18 protein-coding genes (1 of these 18 running past the window's edge) are annotated in these 15,278 nt (G+C 47.3%); 11 read left to right on the top strand and 7 right to left on the bottom strand.

The window, feature by feature from the left end; all coding sequences use genetic code 11:
• Nucleotides 1–14: 14 nt before the first annotated feature.
• Genes P400_RS0113625 through P400_RS0113610 form a run of 4 tightly spaced genes read left to right on the top strand, consistent with a single transcriptional unit; the run spans nt 15 to nt 3,787 of the window.
• Entirely contained in the window at nt 15–1,121 is a 1,107-nt protein-coding gene (locus P400_RS0113625) for an ABC transporter ATP-binding protein (protein ID WP_026826718.1), read from the top strand.
• Nucleotides 1,108–1,929 carry an ABC transporter permease gene (locus P400_RS0113620; protein ID WP_034771217.1) on the top strand — a complete coding sequence of 274 codons (822 nt, stop codon included), beginning with the start codon at nt 1,108–1,110 and terminating at the stop codon, nt 1,927–1,929. The genes P400_RS0113625 and P400_RS0113620 overlap by 14 nt, the downstream gene beginning before the upstream one ends.
• A complete protein-coding gene (locus tag P400_RS0113615; protein WP_026826716.1) occupies nt 1,926–2,720 on the top strand; it encodes an ABC transporter permease in 795 nt (264 codons plus the stop codon). The genes P400_RS0113620 and P400_RS0113615 overlap by 4 nt, the downstream gene beginning before the upstream one ends.
• Nucleotides 2,717–3,787: an ABC transporter substrate-binding protein gene (locus tag P400_RS0113610; protein WP_026826715.1), complete on the top strand. Its 1,071-nt coding sequence runs from the start codon at nt 2,717–2,719 to the stop codon at nt 3,785–3,787. The genes P400_RS0113615 and P400_RS0113610 overlap by 4 nt, the downstream gene beginning before the upstream one ends.
• 16 nt (nt 3,788–3,803) lie before the next feature.
• Here the strand turns inward: P400_RS0113610 and P400_RS0113605 are convergent, their stop codons facing one another.
• Nucleotides 3,804–4,178, bottom strand: coding sequence for a DUF779 domain-containing protein (locus P400_RS0113605; RefSeq protein WP_026826714.1), 375 nt, complete (start codon nt 4,176–4,178; stop codon nt 3,804–3,806).
• Between the two features lies 1 nt (nt 4,179).
• On the bottom strand, nt 4,180–5,700 hold the full coding sequence (adh, locus tag P400_RS0113600; RefSeq protein WP_026826713.1) for an aldehyde dehydrogenase: 1,521 nt from the start codon (nt 5,698–5,700) through the stop codon (nt 4,180–4,182).
• Between the two features lie 223 nt (nt 5,701–5,923).
• Between adh and P400_RS0113595 the strand changes: the two genes are divergently transcribed.
• On the top strand, nt 5,924–6,457 hold the full coding sequence (locus P400_RS0113595) for a YceI family protein (RefSeq protein WP_026826712.1): 534 nt from the start codon (nt 5,924–5,926) through the stop codon (nt 6,455–6,457).
• A gap of 26 nt (nt 6,458–6,483) precedes the next feature.
• On the opposite strand, the gene P400_RS0113590 is transcribed toward P400_RS0113595, so the two are convergent.
• A complete protein-coding gene (locus tag P400_RS0113590) occupies nt 6,484–7,467 on the bottom strand; it encodes a metal-dependent hydrolase (protein ID WP_026826711.1) in 984 nt (327 codons plus the stop codon).
• A gap of 89 nt (nt 7,468–7,556) precedes the next feature.
• On the opposite strand from P400_RS0113590, the gene mutY reads away from it, so the two are divergent.
• From mutY to P400_RS0113570, 4 genes are all read left to right on the top strand, one after another.
• Nucleotides 7,557–8,591 (top strand): A/G-specific adenine glycosylase, encoded by a 1,035-nt coding sequence (gene mutY, locus P400_RS0113585; protein ID WP_026826710.1) that lies wholly within the window; start codon nt 7,557–7,559, stop codon nt 8,589–8,591.
• Nucleotides 8,578–9,003: a hypothetical protein gene (locus P400_RS0113580; protein WP_026826709.1), complete on the top strand. Its 426-nt coding sequence runs from the start codon at nt 8,578–8,580 to the stop codon at nt 9,001–9,003. Before mutY ends, P400_RS0113580 begins: the two co-directional genes overlap by 14 nt.
• Before the next feature lie 89 nt (nt 9,004–9,092).
• Entirely contained in the window at nt 9,093–9,635 is a 543-nt protein-coding gene (gene ntdP, locus P400_RS0113575; protein WP_015880896.1) for a nucleoside tri-diphosphate phosphatase, read from the top strand.
• 39 nt (nt 9,636–9,674) lie between these two features.
• On the top strand, nt 9,675–11,423 hold the full coding sequence (locus tag P400_RS0113570) for an ABC transporter ATP-binding protein (protein WP_026826708.1): 1,749 nt from the start codon (nt 9,675–9,677) through the stop codon (nt 11,421–11,423).
• A 32-nt stretch (nt 11,424–11,455) separates the two neighbouring features.
• On the opposite strand, the gene P400_RS0113565 is transcribed toward P400_RS0113570, so the two are convergent.
• The 3 genes from P400_RS0113565 to P400_RS0113555 all read right to left on the bottom strand — a co-directional run bounded on the left by P400_RS0113565 (nt 11,456) and on the right by P400_RS0113555 (nt 13,602).
• On the bottom strand, nt 11,456–11,851 hold the full coding sequence (locus tag P400_RS0113565; protein WP_026826707.1) for a thiol-disulfide oxidoreductase DCC family protein: 396 nt from the start codon (nt 11,849–11,851) through the stop codon (nt 11,456–11,458).
• 53 nt (nt 11,852–11,904) lie between these two features.
• Nucleotides 11,905–12,132 (bottom strand): hypothetical protein, encoded by a 228-nt coding sequence (locus tag P400_RS0113560; protein WP_026826706.1) that lies wholly within the window; start codon nt 12,130–12,132, stop codon nt 11,905–11,907.
• Between the two features lie 171 nt (nt 12,133–12,303).
• Entirely contained in the window at nt 12,304–13,602 is a 1,299-nt protein-coding gene (locus P400_RS0113555; protein WP_026826705.1) for a glutamate-1-semialdehyde 2,1-aminomutase, read from the bottom strand.
• Between the two features lie 191 nt (nt 13,603–13,793).
• Here P400_RS0113555 and perR point away from each other — a divergent pair, with 191 nt between their 5' ends.
• Entirely contained in the window at nt 13,794–14,225 is a 432-nt protein-coding gene (perR, locus tag P400_RS0113550; protein WP_031421138.1) for a peroxide-responsive transcriptional repressor PerR, read from the top strand.
• Nucleotides 14,226–14,262: 37 nt separating this feature from the next.
• On the opposite strand, the gene P400_RS0113545 is transcribed toward perR, so the two are convergent.
• On the bottom strand, nt 14,263–14,622 hold the full coding sequence (locus P400_RS0113545) for a YgzB family protein (protein WP_026826703.1): 360 nt from the start codon (nt 14,620–14,622) through the stop codon (nt 14,263–14,265).
• Nucleotides 14,623–14,791: 169 nt separating this feature from the next.
• On the opposite strand from P400_RS0113545, the gene P400_RS0113540 reads away from it, so the two are divergent.
• A protein-coding gene (locus tag P400_RS0113540; RefSeq protein WP_026826702.1) for a nucleotidyltransferase-like protein crosses the window boundary here: on the top strand, nt 14,792–15,278 show its 5' portion. The gene runs 386 nt beyond the window's last position; only the first 487 of its 873 coding nucleotides appear in the window; its start codon is at nt 14,792–14,794; its stop codon lies off the right edge, out of view.

Genomic DNA, 15,278 nt, shown 5'->3' with positions numbered 1-15,278 from the left:
AAGGAGGAAACAGCATGAATACAGAAACAATAATTCGCTTTGACCACGTCTCAAAGCGTTACGACGACACAGTCGTCTTAGAAGATATCAGTTTTGAAATTGAGCGTGGAAAGTTTTATACGCTTCTCGGTCCATCGGGATGTGGGAAGACGACAATCTTACGTCTCATCGCAGGATTTACGGATGCAACCGAAGGAGATATTCACTTCAGTGGGAAACGAATCAACGATGTACCGGCCAACAAACGACAAGTGAACACCGTGTTTCAAGATTATGCGCTGTTTCCTCATCTAAACGTATTTGAAAATGTCGCGTTCGGTCTCCGGATTAAAAAGTTAAAAGAGGCAGATATAAAAGCAAAAGTAGAGCAAGCTCTCAAGTTTGTTAACTTAGAAGGATACGGCTCGCGCGAAATCGATGAGATGTCAGGGGGACAACGTCAACGTGTCGCTATCGCCCGCGCGATCGTGAACGAGCCAGAAGTCATCCTCCTCGATGAACCGCTATCTGCCTTAGATTTAAAACTTCGGACGGAAATGCAATACGAATTGCGTGAATTGCAACAACGTCTTGGCATCACCTTCATCTTCGTCACACACGACCAAGAAGAGGCGCTCGCGATGTCCGATGAGATTTTCGTCATGAATAACGGTAAAATTGTTCAGAGCGGGACGCCGACTGATATTTATGACGAACCGATTAACCGTTTCGTCGCAGACTTCATTGGAGAATCCAATATCGTACCTGGTGTCATGCCGGAAGACAACGTCGTCACGTTCGCTGGTAAAACATTTGACTGTGTCGACCAAGGGTTTGACCGGAATGAAAAAGTCGAAGTCATCATTCGTCCGGAAGACTTGGAGATGACATCGGTCGAAGCGGCAAACCTTGTCGTCGACGTCGATTCACAATTGTTCCGAGGCGTCCACTATGAGATTTGCTGTTATGACGAAGAAGGGAACGAATGGCTCGTTCACTCGACGAAGAAGTCGACAGTCGGATCAAAAATCGGGTTGACGTTTGACGAAGAAGCGATTCATGTCATGCGATTAGGGGAGACGGAAGAAGAGTTTGACCGTCGTCTCGAATCCTATGAGGAGGTTCCTCATGAATCAAACTAATCAGACCGCAAAGACGGTATATTTGACGACGTATTGGATTTGGATTGCCTTATTCGTCATCGCACCACTCGTCCTCGTCGTCTATTATTCCTTTTTTGATATCGATGGGAACTTGAGTTTAGAGAACTATCAGACGTTCTTCACCTCAACGTATTTGACGATGACGTTGTCGTCGTTTTGGTATGCGTTCCTCATTACGTTCTTCTCGCTACTCGTTGGATATCCGACGGCATACTTGTTGACGAAGACAAAGCACAAACAGCTTTGGCTCTTGCTCATCTTGCTTCCATCATGGATTAACTTGTTATTAAAAGCGTACGCATTCCTCGGTATTTTTGGAACGTACGGCATCACGAATCAGTTTTTAGAGGCGATCGGGATTGGAACGAAACAGATTCTCTTTACAGACTTCAGTTTCGTCTTCGTCTCCGTATACATTTTCATACCGTTCATGATTTTGCCGATCTACAACGCGATTGAAAAATTACCAGCCTCTCTCGTCTATGCATCACGAGACTTAGGTGCATCGAACTGGACGACGTTCCGACGTGTCATCTTCCCGCTGACGCTTGACGGCGTCAAGTCAGGGATTCAAATTGTCTTTATTCCGGCGTTGTCACTCTTCATGATCACACGCCTCATCGCAGGGAACCGTGTCATCACGCTCGGTACAGCGATTGAACAACAATTCCTTGTTACGCAAAACTGGGGGATGGGATCAACGATTGCCGTCTTCTTGATCTTGGCGATGGTTCTCGTCATGGTCATCACGCGTGACTGGGGTGCGAAAGGAGCGGTCCGTCGATGAAACGTAAACGATTCAAATTATCAAACCTGTACTTGGCGGCCGTATTCTTTATTCTATACGCGCCAATCTTATATCTCGTCTTCTATTCGTTCAATAGCGGCGGAACGATGAGTAACTTCGAAGGCTTTACACTTGAATGGTACAAATCCCTCTTCACCGATACGAGACTTCTCGTCATCGTCTTGAACACGATTGTCATCGCGCTGTTATCGGCGACAATCTCAACTGTGCTCGGTGTGATAGGAGCCCTCGCCATTTATACGGCGAAACAAAAGTATACGAAGACGTCGCTCTTGTCTTTGAACAACGTCTTGATTGTCAGCCCGGACGTCATCATTGGAGCATCATTCTTAATCCTCTTCACGATGCTTGGGATTCAGTTAGGCTTCTATTCCGTCCTCTTGTCGCACATCGCCTTCTCAGTTCCGATTGTCGTCATCTTAGTGTTACCAAAACTCCAAGAGATGAGTCCGACGTTGATTGATGCGTCACGTGACCTAGGAGCCAGTACATGGGACGTGTTGACGAAAGTCATTCTACCGTATATCACGCCGGGGGTATTTGCCGGATTCTTCACGGCACTCACATATTCGTTAGATGACTTCGCGGTCACGTTCTTCGTAACAGGGAACGGATTTACAACACTTGCGGTAGAAGTTTACTCACGGGCACGTCAAGGGATCTCGCTTGAAATCAATGCGCTGTCTGCGATTTTGTTCGTCTTCACCCTTATTCTTGTCATTGGATATTATGTGTTGTCGCAACGAGGATCAAAGGAGGTTAGACGATGAAAAAAATAGTCATCATGCTGGCTGTGCCATTGGTTGTCAGCTTTGGTCTCCTTCTTTGGATTCAGCAACTGAACGCTGCGCAAGGGTTTGGTGGCGACAATACGCTTGTCGTCTATAACTGGGGAGACTATATCGATGAGGATTTGATTGGGGAGTTCGAAGAGCAGAGCGGGTTGAAGGTCGTCTATCAAACATTCGACTCGAACGAAGCGATGCTCACGAAAATTGAGCAAGGTGGTACGGCCTTCGACGTCGCTGTCCCTTCAGACTATGCGATTAGTAAGATGATTGAAGAGGATTTGCTCCTTCCAATCGACTACGACAAGCTCGAGAATTTTGATAACATCGACCCACGCTTCCTCGATAAATCGTTCGACCCGGGTAACAAGTACTCGGTCCCTTACTTCTGGGGAACGGTCGGGATCGTCTATAATCCTGAATTAGTTGACGAAGAAATCACATCGTGGAACGACTTATGGGAGATGCCGCTTGAGAACGATATCCTCCTTGCGGACGGAACACGAGAAGTGATGGGCTTCGGTTTGAACTCGCTAGGTTATTCGCTCAATACGACGAACAAAGATGAGTTGATTGAAGCGGAGCAAAAGTTAGAAACGCTTTGGCCAAACATTAAAGCCATTGTCGGAGATGAGATTAAAATGTTGATGGCAAACCGTGAAGCGGCAGCGGCCGTCGTCTGGTCCGGTGACGCCTCAGAAATCATGTATGAGAACGAAGAACTGACATATGTCATTCCGGAAGAAGGCACGAATCTTTGGTTCGATAACCTCGTCATTCCAAGTACGGCACAAAACGTGGACGGTGCGCACGAGTTTATCGACTTCATGTTAGATGCTGAGATCGCGGCGCGTAACACGGATTATGTGGGCTATTCGACTCCGAACGATGCCGCTCTCGACTTTTTGGATGAGGAAGTGACATCAGATGAACGATTCTATCCGTCTCGCGACGTGACGCAAGAACTCGAAGTATATGAAAATCTAGGGAAGCGGATGAACGCTTACTATAACGAATTGTATTTACGATTTAAAATGCAGAGTAAATGACGAAACATCCCCGCGCTCATCGTGAGCGCGGGGTGTTTTGTTTTAGCGCTTTACGCTCTTCTTCTGTAAAGACTCGAGAACGTCCTAAAAATCGTTTCCCTTCGACACCTTCGAGTGAGAACATACCGCCTCGACCATCGACCACATCGATGATTAGTTGTGTATGTTTCCAATAATCGTATTGTTTCTCATGGATATAGAACGGTGTCTCGCCGATTTCGCCGAGGAGCACATCATGATCGCCCACCATGAACTCGTCGCGTGGAAAGCACATGGGTGAACTTCCATCACAGCATCCTCCAGACTGATGAAAGAGGAGGGGACCGTGTTTCGATTTCAGGCGTTCGATCAGTTCGAGCGCGGCGGGGGTGGCCTCGACTCGTTTCACCATCTTAGAAGAACCCGAGCTTCTGTTCGCTGTAGCTGACGAGCATGTTTTTCGTCCGTTGATAATGACCGAGCATCATCTTATGGTTCTCGCGTCCAATCCCAGACATTTTATAGCCGCCGAACGCAGCGTGTGCCGGATATGAATGGTAGCAGTTGATCCAGACGCGACCTGCTTGGATTTCACGACCAAAGCGATAGGCACGGTTCATGTCACGTGTCCACACGCCTGCCCCAAGACCGTAGAGCGTATCGTTCGCGATAGCGAGTGCTTCCGCATCATCTTTGAACGTCGTCACCGATAAGACCGGTCCGAAAATCTCTTCTTGGAAGATGCGCATCTTGTTATGACCTTTGAAGATGGTCGGTTGAATGTAATAACCATCCGCCAGGTCTCCGTCCATCATGTTACGTTCGCCACCGATTAAGCACTCTGCGCCTTCCTCTTTCCCGATTTCAAGATAAGAGAGGATTTTCTCCATCTGTTCGTTCGAAGCTTGTGCACCCATCATGACGTCAGAATCGAGCGGGTTCCCGAGTTTGATCGCTTTGACGCGCTCTAGCACACGCTCCATGAATTTGTCATAGATGGATTCTTGAATCAACGCGCGGGATGGGCACGTACATACTTCCCCTTGGTTCAACGCGAACATGACGAGGCCTTCGATCGCTTTATCAAAGAAATCATCATCCGCTTCCATGATATCCGCGAAGAAGATGTTCGGAGATTTCCCACCGAGCTCGAGTGTGACGGGGATGATGTTTTGAGAAGCGTACTGCATGATGAGGCGACCCGTCGTCGTTTCACCCGTGAAAGCGACTTTATCGATACGATTGCTCGATGCGAGTGGTTTCCCTGCTTCAAGTCCGAAACCGTTGATGATGTTGAGGACGCCTGGTGGTAATAAGTCTTCAATGAGTTCCATGAGGACCATGATGGAAGAAGGTGTTTGTTCGGCTGGTTTTAACACGACACAGTTTCCGGCTGCGAGCGCCGGAGCGAGTTTCCAGACAGCCATTAAAATCGGGAAGTTCCACGGAATGATTTGAGCGACAACGCCGAGCGGCTCATGGAAGTGATAAGCGACTGTATCGTTGTCGAGTTCACTGATTCCGCCTTCTTGTGAACGAATCACACCGGCGAAGTAACGGAAGTGGTCGATCGCGAGAGGAAGGTCGGCATTAAGTGTTTCTCGTACTGCTTTACCGTTCTCCCACGTTTCTGCATACGCGAGCATCTCGAGATTCTCTTCCATGCGATCGGCGATTTTATTTAAGATGATAGAACGTTCCGCGACGGACGTTTTGCCCCAATCGTCTTTGGCTGCATGAGCGGCATCCAAAGCGAGTTCAACATCCTCTTTCGTTGAGCGGGCGACTTCACATAGTACTTTCCCATTTACAGGAGATGTGTTTTCAAAGTATTCCCCACCAGCCGGTGCGGTCCACTTTCCGTTAATAAAGTTGTCGTAACGGTCCTTAAACTGTACTTTTGTTCCTGCTGAGTTCGGTACTTCATAAATCATGTTCGTTCCTCCCTTTTCATACGAGATAGAGGAGTTATGTATGCGCTTACATTTTTAAGTAAGCGAACGACTCCCTTTTTTTATCGTAACGGTCCGTTGTGATAAAAGTCAAAATTTTTTGACAATAATTTGTCAATCTTTTGTAAAAACGTTTTGAAGTCAAGATTTGTGGTAATCAGTACATTGTGTACATCATTCAATTACCTATAAGGAGTGAACTAAGATGGCTAAGACATATCAAGTTGACCAGGCGCATAGTTCAATCACATTTACTGTCAAACATATGATGATTTCAAAAGTGAAGGGCGAGTTCAAAGAATTTGATATTAAGGCAAATGGTGAGCCGAACGATCTAGCGAATGCGAGTGTGAAGGTGACGATTCAGGCAGTATCGATCGACACCAACAACACGGATCGGGATAACCACCTCCGTTCAGGCGATTTTTTCAACGCCGAGGAGTATCCGCATCTCGTCTTTCATTCGACTTCTTTCCGTTCAAAAGGGGGCGGAGAATTCGAATTGACAGGGGATTTGACGATTCGAGGAACGACGCGGGAAGAAACGTTTGAAGTGGAGTATGAAGGAAGCGCAAAAGATCCGTGGGGCAACATGAAGCACGCTTTCTCCGGTGAAGGTTCGCTCAACCGTGAGGACTATGGATTGACGTGGAACCAAGCGCTCGAGGCGGGCGGCGTCCTCGTCGACAAGAAAGTCAAATTTGAGTTCGAGCTTCAGTTCACTGAAGTTGAGGCATAAGAAAAGTCGCTCACCTGAGCGACTTTTTATTGTTCATATACTAATTTTTTCTGGAGACTGTCTTCGCTGAATACCCATCCAGTGAATGAAGACAAGACCTCATTCGACTGCTCGTCTACGATGACGACAGCGACGAACGGATACATATTTTTCGAGAAATACCGTAAGTTCGTGAAACGGTATTCAATCATTCCGTTATGGCGTGTCACAGTGTACGTATGAATTTTGGAAAACTCGAGGAACGCCTGCAAATCTGCATTTTTTCGAGCCTCTACGAAATGAAGGTCTTCTTCCCCTGGCATCGGTTTATCGCGAAAGCGACCACACTCGATGACTTTCCCTTTCTTTACTTTGACAGCTCCGAGACCGTCACGGAAACGCACGGCGACATGCCAGTCATCCCAACCGATTCCTGGCGAGATGAATAACTCGTGTGCACCAGCAAAGTGTCTTGCTACTGTAGCGAGCGCACGGTTACGCAATTTAAACTGAATTGCATAGTAACTGATGACAAGCGCAATGAGCAATGCAAAAATAGGGACAGTCGCACCGGTTATCATCCATAATGCATATGCACCATAATAAGCAGAGAACAAGTACGGATCGAACGTTCCGATGACGCCCCAACCAATCCATTTTTTCGAAAATGGCTGCAGCGCTTGCGTTCCGTAAGCGTTGAACAAGTCGACCGTGACATGTAGTAACACGGCAATTTGTGCCATTACCCATAAGGAAGCGGGATTGACGCCAAGGACCGTCCCGATGACGGCACTGACAATGATTGGCCAAGCAAGAAGTGCGGTTATTCCGTGTGAACGACCACGATGCTGGCGTAAATACGTACTATTTCCTTTTAACTTAAAGACGGTGTCGAAGTCTGGTGCATGCGAGCCGACGAGAGCCGTCGCTGTCATGGCCAGAAACATTTGTGCATCACCTGACACTTCCGGGCTGAGTGTCGCGATGGCACTTAAACCAAGTCCCATACCAATGTGTGTCGCAGTATCCAATGTGCTTCAGCACCTCCATCAATAAATACAATAATAACGTCATCTATTCTTATTTATCATACAATATTTTTAAAACGAGGGGAAACACAATGCTTAATCTTGATAAATTGTTCACAAATTATAATATTCATCAATTCAATGAGGAATTGGTCACCTGGTTCAATCGTGAAAAGCGTGATTTACCTTGGCGACATGCGAAAAATCCATATCGCGTTTGGGTGAGTGAAGTGATGTTGCAACAGACGCGGGTCGATACGGTCATTCCGTACTACAATCGCTTTATGGAGCGTTTCCCGACGCTTGAGACACTTGCCGCCGCAGAGACAGACGAAGTCGTGAAGTACTGGGAAGGACTCGGCTATTACTCGCGCATCCGGAATTTACATGAGGCGGTCAAGGAAGTCGCTTCTGTTTACGATGGGGTTGTGCCTGAAGAGAAAGAACGTTTCGAGAAATTAAAAGGAGTCGGTCCTTATACGACGGGAGCGGTGTTGTCGATTGCGTACAATCAACCGGAACCGGCTGTGGACGGAAACGTCATGCGCGTGATGTCTCGTCAATTCGGGATCTATGACGATATCGCGTTACCGAAGACACGTAAAATCTTTGAACAAGTCGTTCGTCGATTGATGGATCCGGCTCACGCATCCGATTTTAATGAAGGCGTGATGGAGCTAGGTGCTACGGTATGTACCCCGAAGAATCCAATGTGTTCGCTCTGTCCGGTCCAGGAAACATGTTATGCTTTCGCTCATAACGTCCAAGATGAGTTACCGGTCAAAACAAAAAAAGGGGCGGCACGTGTCGAAATGTATGATGCGCTTTGGATTGAGAAAAAAGGGAAAGTCGCCTATGTACAGCGACCGGAAAAAGGACTTCTCGCTGGGATGTGGCAATACCCGCTTACAGAACGGGGAACGGGGGAACAGGTTAACGGAACGTACCTCGGGCAAGTGAAACATGTCTTCTCCCATATCGTCTGGTATATCGATTTATATCGAGTCGATACGCTTCCGACCGATAATGTCGTCTGGTTAGATGCTTCTGAGCGTGAGACGAAGACGGTTTCTGTGGCCCAACAAAAATTAGAGCGATTGGCAGGTGGTGAACGTGAGACGATTTGATGTAGCGTCGACATACGATACAACGGTCGATACTTTATGGGAATTGTTGCAGGATGCTTCGCTTTTGACGAAGTTGACGCGGTTTCCTAAAGTACGTTTGGTTGGGGATGGCGCCTCGGTCGAGGGGAATGAGATAAAATTATTGATTGGAGTTGGACCGGTGGAATTGCCGTGGAACAGTACCATTACCATTGCAGGAAAACAGGCATTCTGCGATCAAGGGAAGACGTTACCGTTTCCGTTCAAACGATTCACACACGTGCATCGGGTTGAAGAACGACAGGGAAAGGCGGTAATGGTAGACGAAGTGACATTTGATAGCTATGTTCCGAACCTACTCGTTGAATATTTTGTGCTTCGTCCGATGTTTCAAGAACGGGCACGGGCCTTCCGAAAAACACTAAATTCATGAAAATAAGAGATTTCCTTTTTCATTGGTTCTGAAAGTCGCTATAATTAAATATGAGAATTGTATAGCATCACAGCGGAAAGGAGGAGCTTATGAGCTTATTTCCCAAAGCAGGTAGCAAAATCGAGATACAGAGCTACAAGCACAACGGAACTTTGCATCGCGTTTGGGAAGAAACGCTCGTCCTTCAGTCGTCAAAAACGGATATGATCGGATTCAATGACCGGATCATGGTCAGTGAGTCAGACGGTCGGCAATGGAGAACGCGAGAGCCGGCAATTTGCTACTTTTCATCTGAGTATTGGTTCAATGTCATCTGTATGATTCGCGAAGACGGGATTTACTACTATTGTAATCTAGGTTCGCCGACTACATTTGATGGGGATGAACGTGCCATCAAATATATCGATTACGATTTGGACATCAAGGTGTTCCCAGATATGTCGTATACGATTTTAGATGAAGATGAATATGAGCGGCATCGTCGTGAGATGAATTATCCGAAAGCGATTGATCGAATCTTGAAGCAGAACGTGCAAGAACTGATCAACTGGATTCGAGGACGGAAAGGGCCGTTCAACCCAACATTTGTCGATGAATGGTATCGCGAATACGAAGCACGTTACCGGAGATGATTCCTCATCTCCGCTTTTTTTCTTAAGTCAGGAGGCATTATGGGTAGTATTAAACGTTATATGCAATTTGTTAAGCCTTATAAAAAACAAATTGCCCTTACCATTTTCGTCGGGATTTTGAAGTTTTCGATCCCGCTCGGATTACCGTTACTTTATAAATATGTCATCGATAACTATTTGGTGGATGACGCACCGAAACAGGATTATACGACACTCGTCTGGTTGTTCAGCATCGTTTTCTTCGTCTTCCTCGTCGTCAAGCCGCCAATTGAATATTTGCGTCAATATTTGGCGCAGTGGGCCGCGACGCGTGTCTTGTTCGATGTCCGGAACCGGTTATTTGACCACGTCCAAAAGTTGTCACTCCGCTTTTATTCAAACAATAAGACCGGTCAAATCATTTCACGGATCATCAACGATGTCGAGCAGACAAAGGACTTCGTCATCACCGGGCTGATGAATATTTGGCTCGACATGGTCACCATCCTTATCGCCATCGGCATCATGTACACGATTGACCCGCAACTCACGCTGATTGCGATCTTACCACTTCCGTTTTATGCGATCGCAGTCCGCTATTTCTATGGGCGGTTGCGTCGCTTGACGCGTGAACGGTCGGCGGCACTCGCTGACCTTCAAGGTCATTTGACAGAGCGCGTCAACGGAATGGCCGTCATCCGGAGTTTTGCGTTAGAGCCATATGAGAACAAGGCGTTCGAACAACAGAACGGCGGTTTCTTGAACGCGGCGCTTAAACATACGAGTTGGAACGCCAAGACGTATGTCGTCGTGTCGACCATCACCGACATCGCACCGATCCTCATCTTTACGACGGCATCATGGCTTGTCCTTCAAGGGCCGGTAACGCTCGGGACGCTTGTCGCGTTCATCGCTTATATTGACCGTCTGTATGCACCGCTCGGTCGTCTCGTCAACTCGGCGACGACACTCACGCAGTCGGTCGCTTCGATGGACCGGGTTTTTGAATTTTTAGATGAAACGTATGATATCGAAGAGAAACCGAACGGGTTCGTCCCGTTGTCGACAGCAGGTAAAATTGACCTTGACCACGTCAGCTTTTCGTATGAACAGGATGGAACACGGGCGTTGAATGATGTGAACCTCCAGATTCGTTCCGGGGAACGCGTGGCGTTTGTCGGGATGTCCGGTGGAGGGAAGTCGACACTCGTCAGCTTGATTCCACGTTTTTATGACGTGACGGATGGAAGCATTAAAATCGACGGGGTCGATGTGCGTGATTTCAAATTGCGTGCGCTCCGTGATCAAATCGGAATGGTCATGCAAGACTCCGTCCTCTTCAGTGAATCGGTCGCGATGAACATCCGCATGGGGAATCCGAATGCGACGGACGAAGAAGTCATCGCAGCGGCGAAGGCGGCTAACGCCCATGAATTCATCTCGAAACTCGAGGGTGGATATGCGACACCGGTCGGGGAGAAAGGTGTCAAACTCTCCGGGGGACAAAAACAGCGGCTTGCGATTGCCCGTGTGTTTTTAAAGAACCCTCCTATTTTGATTCTAGATGAGGCGACAAGTGCACTCGACCTAGAAAGTGAAGCGATGATTCAAGATTCGCTTGCCCGTCTGACGAAGGGGCGTACGACGTTAATCGTTGCCCACCGTTTGTCAACGATTACGGACGCGGATCAAATCGTCGTCGTCGATAACGGTCAAATCATGGAGTCGGGAACGCATGAAGAACTGATGCGTCGTCGAGGGGCGTATTACGACCTGTATATGATTCAAGATTTAGCCGTAGTTGAATGATAAAAAAGTCGAGTCCTTATGGGCTCGACTTTTTAGCGGTCTAAAAATCGTTTACGAACATCCGGTGAAGGGAGTGTGCACACTTCCTTTTTTCCAAATAGACGTGTCCGATATTTGGCGAAGAATGTATATCCATGATCACGAATCGGTCTAGGTATGAAACGAATAAGTCGAAGCAGGCGCCAACGGCCATCAAGGTGTTCGGCAATTCGAATCGCAGCGTCTGATTTTAAATAGGGAACTCCTTCTTCAATATAGACGATACTGTCGACTGATTCCGGAATCCGGTGTCGTGTTCGAAACGACTGACCGACCTCGCTTTGAAGCGATGCAAAGTGAATCGAGGCGTGTCGGTCGTGACGAATGATGAACTGGACACTGGCATCACAGAAGTTACAATCGCCATCAAATAAAACAATCGCAGGCAAGTACTTCGCCTCCTTCATCGTACTGTTTTACCGTTTTGTCGTCCTGTTAAACGTCAAGCAGCAAGTTGACGAGCAGGTTGCATCTTATAGAGCGAGACATAATACAAGTATGCACCGAGTGCACCGAAGTTCAAAATATACCCACTCATAAAGACAGGGCCGAAGAACGCATCGACGACAATGCCGGTTGCCGCGACGAGTTTGGCTCCGTGGAACGTAAGGCCACCGGAGGCGAGATAAGAAGCACGTCGTTCAGGGTCGAGAAAATCAATTTGTTTCACCTGGCGTATCGGAGAATACAGGAGTTCACCAATGGAAAATCCTTAAATTTCATATGGTGAGCACCTCCTTGGTTCTACTGTAATGGGGGACGGTGCAAAACAAAAAAAGACACTTTTGATGAAGATGTCCCCTTTTAGGTAATAAAAAAGAGATGCTCGCGCATCTCATTCTTAAAGTTGAGCAAACGAGCGGTGGACCGCTTCGATTGTCTCTTCGATATCTTGTTCCGTATGCTCCGTCGTCAAGAACCAGGCTTCATATTTAGATGGAGCCAAGTTCACACCGTTTTCAAGCATCAACTTGAAGAATCGTCCGAACTTCTCACCGTCTGACTTTTCCGCACCTTCATAATCGGTGACGATTTCATCCGTGAAGTAAACGGTAAGGGCACCTTTTAAACGGTTGATTGTGATGGTGACGTCATGTTTTTCTGCCGCCTCGCGGATGCCGGCCTCCAGTTTTGCGCCGAGAGCATCTAACTTCTCATAAACACCAGGTTGTTCGAGTACTTCAAGGCAAGCGATTCCTGTCGCCATCGAGGCTGGGTTCCCGGCCATTGTACCGGCTTGATATGCAGGTCCGAGTGGAGCGACCGTCTCCATGATTTCAGCTTTCCCGCCGTAGGCGCCGATTGGTAGACCACCACCGATGACCTTCCCAAGTGCCGTCATATCCGGTTCGATGCCATATACTTGTTGGGCACTTCCGTACGTGAAGCGGAACGCCGTGATGACCTCATCATAGATGACGAGGGCACCGTGTTCATGCGTAATGTCATTGACAGCTTGGAGGAAGCCAGGTTTTGGCTCAACGATTCCGAAGTTCCCGACAATCGGTTCGACGAGAACGCAAGCAATCTGGTCTCCCCATTCTTTCATCATTTCTCGATATGCATCGATATCGTTGAACGGGACGGTGATGACTTCTTTAGCAGTGGCTTTCGTCACACCTGCAGAGTCAGGAGAACCGAGTGTCGCTGGACCACTACCTGCCGCGATCAGCATGAGATCGGAGTGCCCGTGGTAACAACCGCTAAATTTCACGACGAGTTCACGACCAGTGTAAGCACGGGCGACTCGGACCGTCGTCATGACGGCTTCCGTTCCGGAGTTCGTGAATCGTACTTTATCCATCGAAGGGATGGCTTGTTTTAGTTTTTTTGCAAACTCAACCTCGAGACGGTGAGGTGTGCCGTAAAGTAAGCCTTTCAAAGAAGCATTGACGAGCGCTTCATGAATGTGTGGATGGGCGTGCCCGGTAATGATTGGACCATAAGCAGCCAAATAATCGATGTAGCGATTCCCGTCTACATCATAGAAATAGGCGCCTTCGCCGCGTTCCATATAAACAGGAGCGCCGCCACCGACCGCTTTGAACGAGCGGGATGGACTGTTGACACCTCCGACGATGTGAGTGAGTGCATCTTGGTATAATGCATCGGATGACTGACGATTTGATGAAGTAGTCATATGTATTGCCTCCTTATTCAAATTCGCACTTATTGTAACATAGCCGTCAACCGCTTAAGCTCGGTGTTTGACGAGTAGTTGAGAAATCAGTACACTATTTATAAAGATTACTATGTAAGAAATAAGTTAATGTTCAAAACTATTTCGCATGAATTTTATAGAAGAAATGAGGGATTGACGTGGGAAGCGAAATGCTTGACCATGCTGTTCAGTCGCTCCGGGAACATGGAGTCAGAATGACGCCTCAGCGCCAGGCCATTTTGGAGTACCTCGTCACGGAGCACAGTCACCCGACAGCGGATGACATTTATAAGGCACTTGCCGCACGGTTTCCGAATATGAGTGTGGCCACTGTATACAACAATTTGCGCGTATTTAAAGAAGTAGGTCTCGTTCAAGAGATGAACTATGGGGACGCCTCAAGTCGTTTTGACTTTGTGACGTCGAAGCACTATCACATCATCTGTGACACGTGTGGAAAAGTCGTCGACTTTAACTATCCTGTATTAGATGAAATCGAGTCTGTTGCCTCTCAATTGACGGGATTCAAAGTCGATCGTCACCGTCTTGAAGTGTACGGAACGTGCCCGTCTTGTCAGTCTGAACAATCACAAACACATTAAAAAATCACATCCGATTGCTCGGATGTGATTTTTTGTGTCAGTCGGTTTGTTGTGACTGACGTTTGTTGTATTTCTCATCGAACTCTTTACCTTCGAGCGACTGATCGATGGTGAGTGGTTCGTCACAGTGCATACATAAATCGACACGTCCGAGCATCTTCGTTTCTTTTTCACAGTTCGGACAAGTCACGATGATGGCTTTCGTCGAGGCCAGACCGACGATAAAGTAAAGGGCAGAGCTTGCGAGTACCATGATAAATCCAAGTAGCATAAAAATGATCATGAGCCATGTGATGGATTTCGCGAGAAGTCCAAGATACATGACACCGATTCCGCCAAAGATGAGGAGTAGTGCTATATTACGTGCGCGGTTGATTTTGTTCCCCCGTTTTTTCATGAGCGAATCCCTCCAATAGTCTGTCTCTATCATAGCTCATCTTCAAACGAGTGAGAAGTTCCTGCACTTTTTCGGCAGGAGTTTTTTGAAAAGAGGGCGAATTTGATTCGTATCGAAAATGACAATCGTCATATATAGTCAACTTGCGATTGAGAGAGAAGGGGTCCGGATGGCGATGGAATATGCGACTCGCACCATTTATACAGAATATGCTGCACTAAAAACGACGCTCGGAATTATTGAAGTGAAGAAAAAGCGGGCACGTGATCCGTTAACAGATCAGTTGGATCGACTGCTCATTGTGATTGAAGCGAAACAGGAGCCGTTTTGGACGGTGAAGCATTATCAAGTCGGACAGGAGAAAATTGTTCTGCACGTAGTCAGTGACTCGATGATGGATCGGTGGATTGTCTTAAATGAAAACCGCCGTGCCATTCATTGGATTGAAGACGGGATCGTCTTGTTTGAGCGGAATGAATACATCTTGGAGTTGCGACAACGCAACCGTAATTTAACGAATCGGGAACAGCGTTTGCAACTCTCGCTTTCTTTCGCGAAATTGTTGCGCCGGTTTGAAGACGGACGATATTTATTTTTAGAAGGAGAGTTCCAAGACGCCTTCACACAGATTCATCATGCACTCACACATCTGGCAC

The sequence above is a fragment of the Exiguobacterium marinum DSM 16307 genome (assembly GCF_000620845.1).
Classification (GTDB): domain Bacteria; phylum Bacillota; class Bacilli; order Exiguobacteriales; family Exiguobacteriaceae; genus Exiguobacterium; species Exiguobacterium marinum.
Note: the sequence above shows the minus strand (reverse complement) of the source record. Positions and strands in the feature narration are given on the sequence as shown.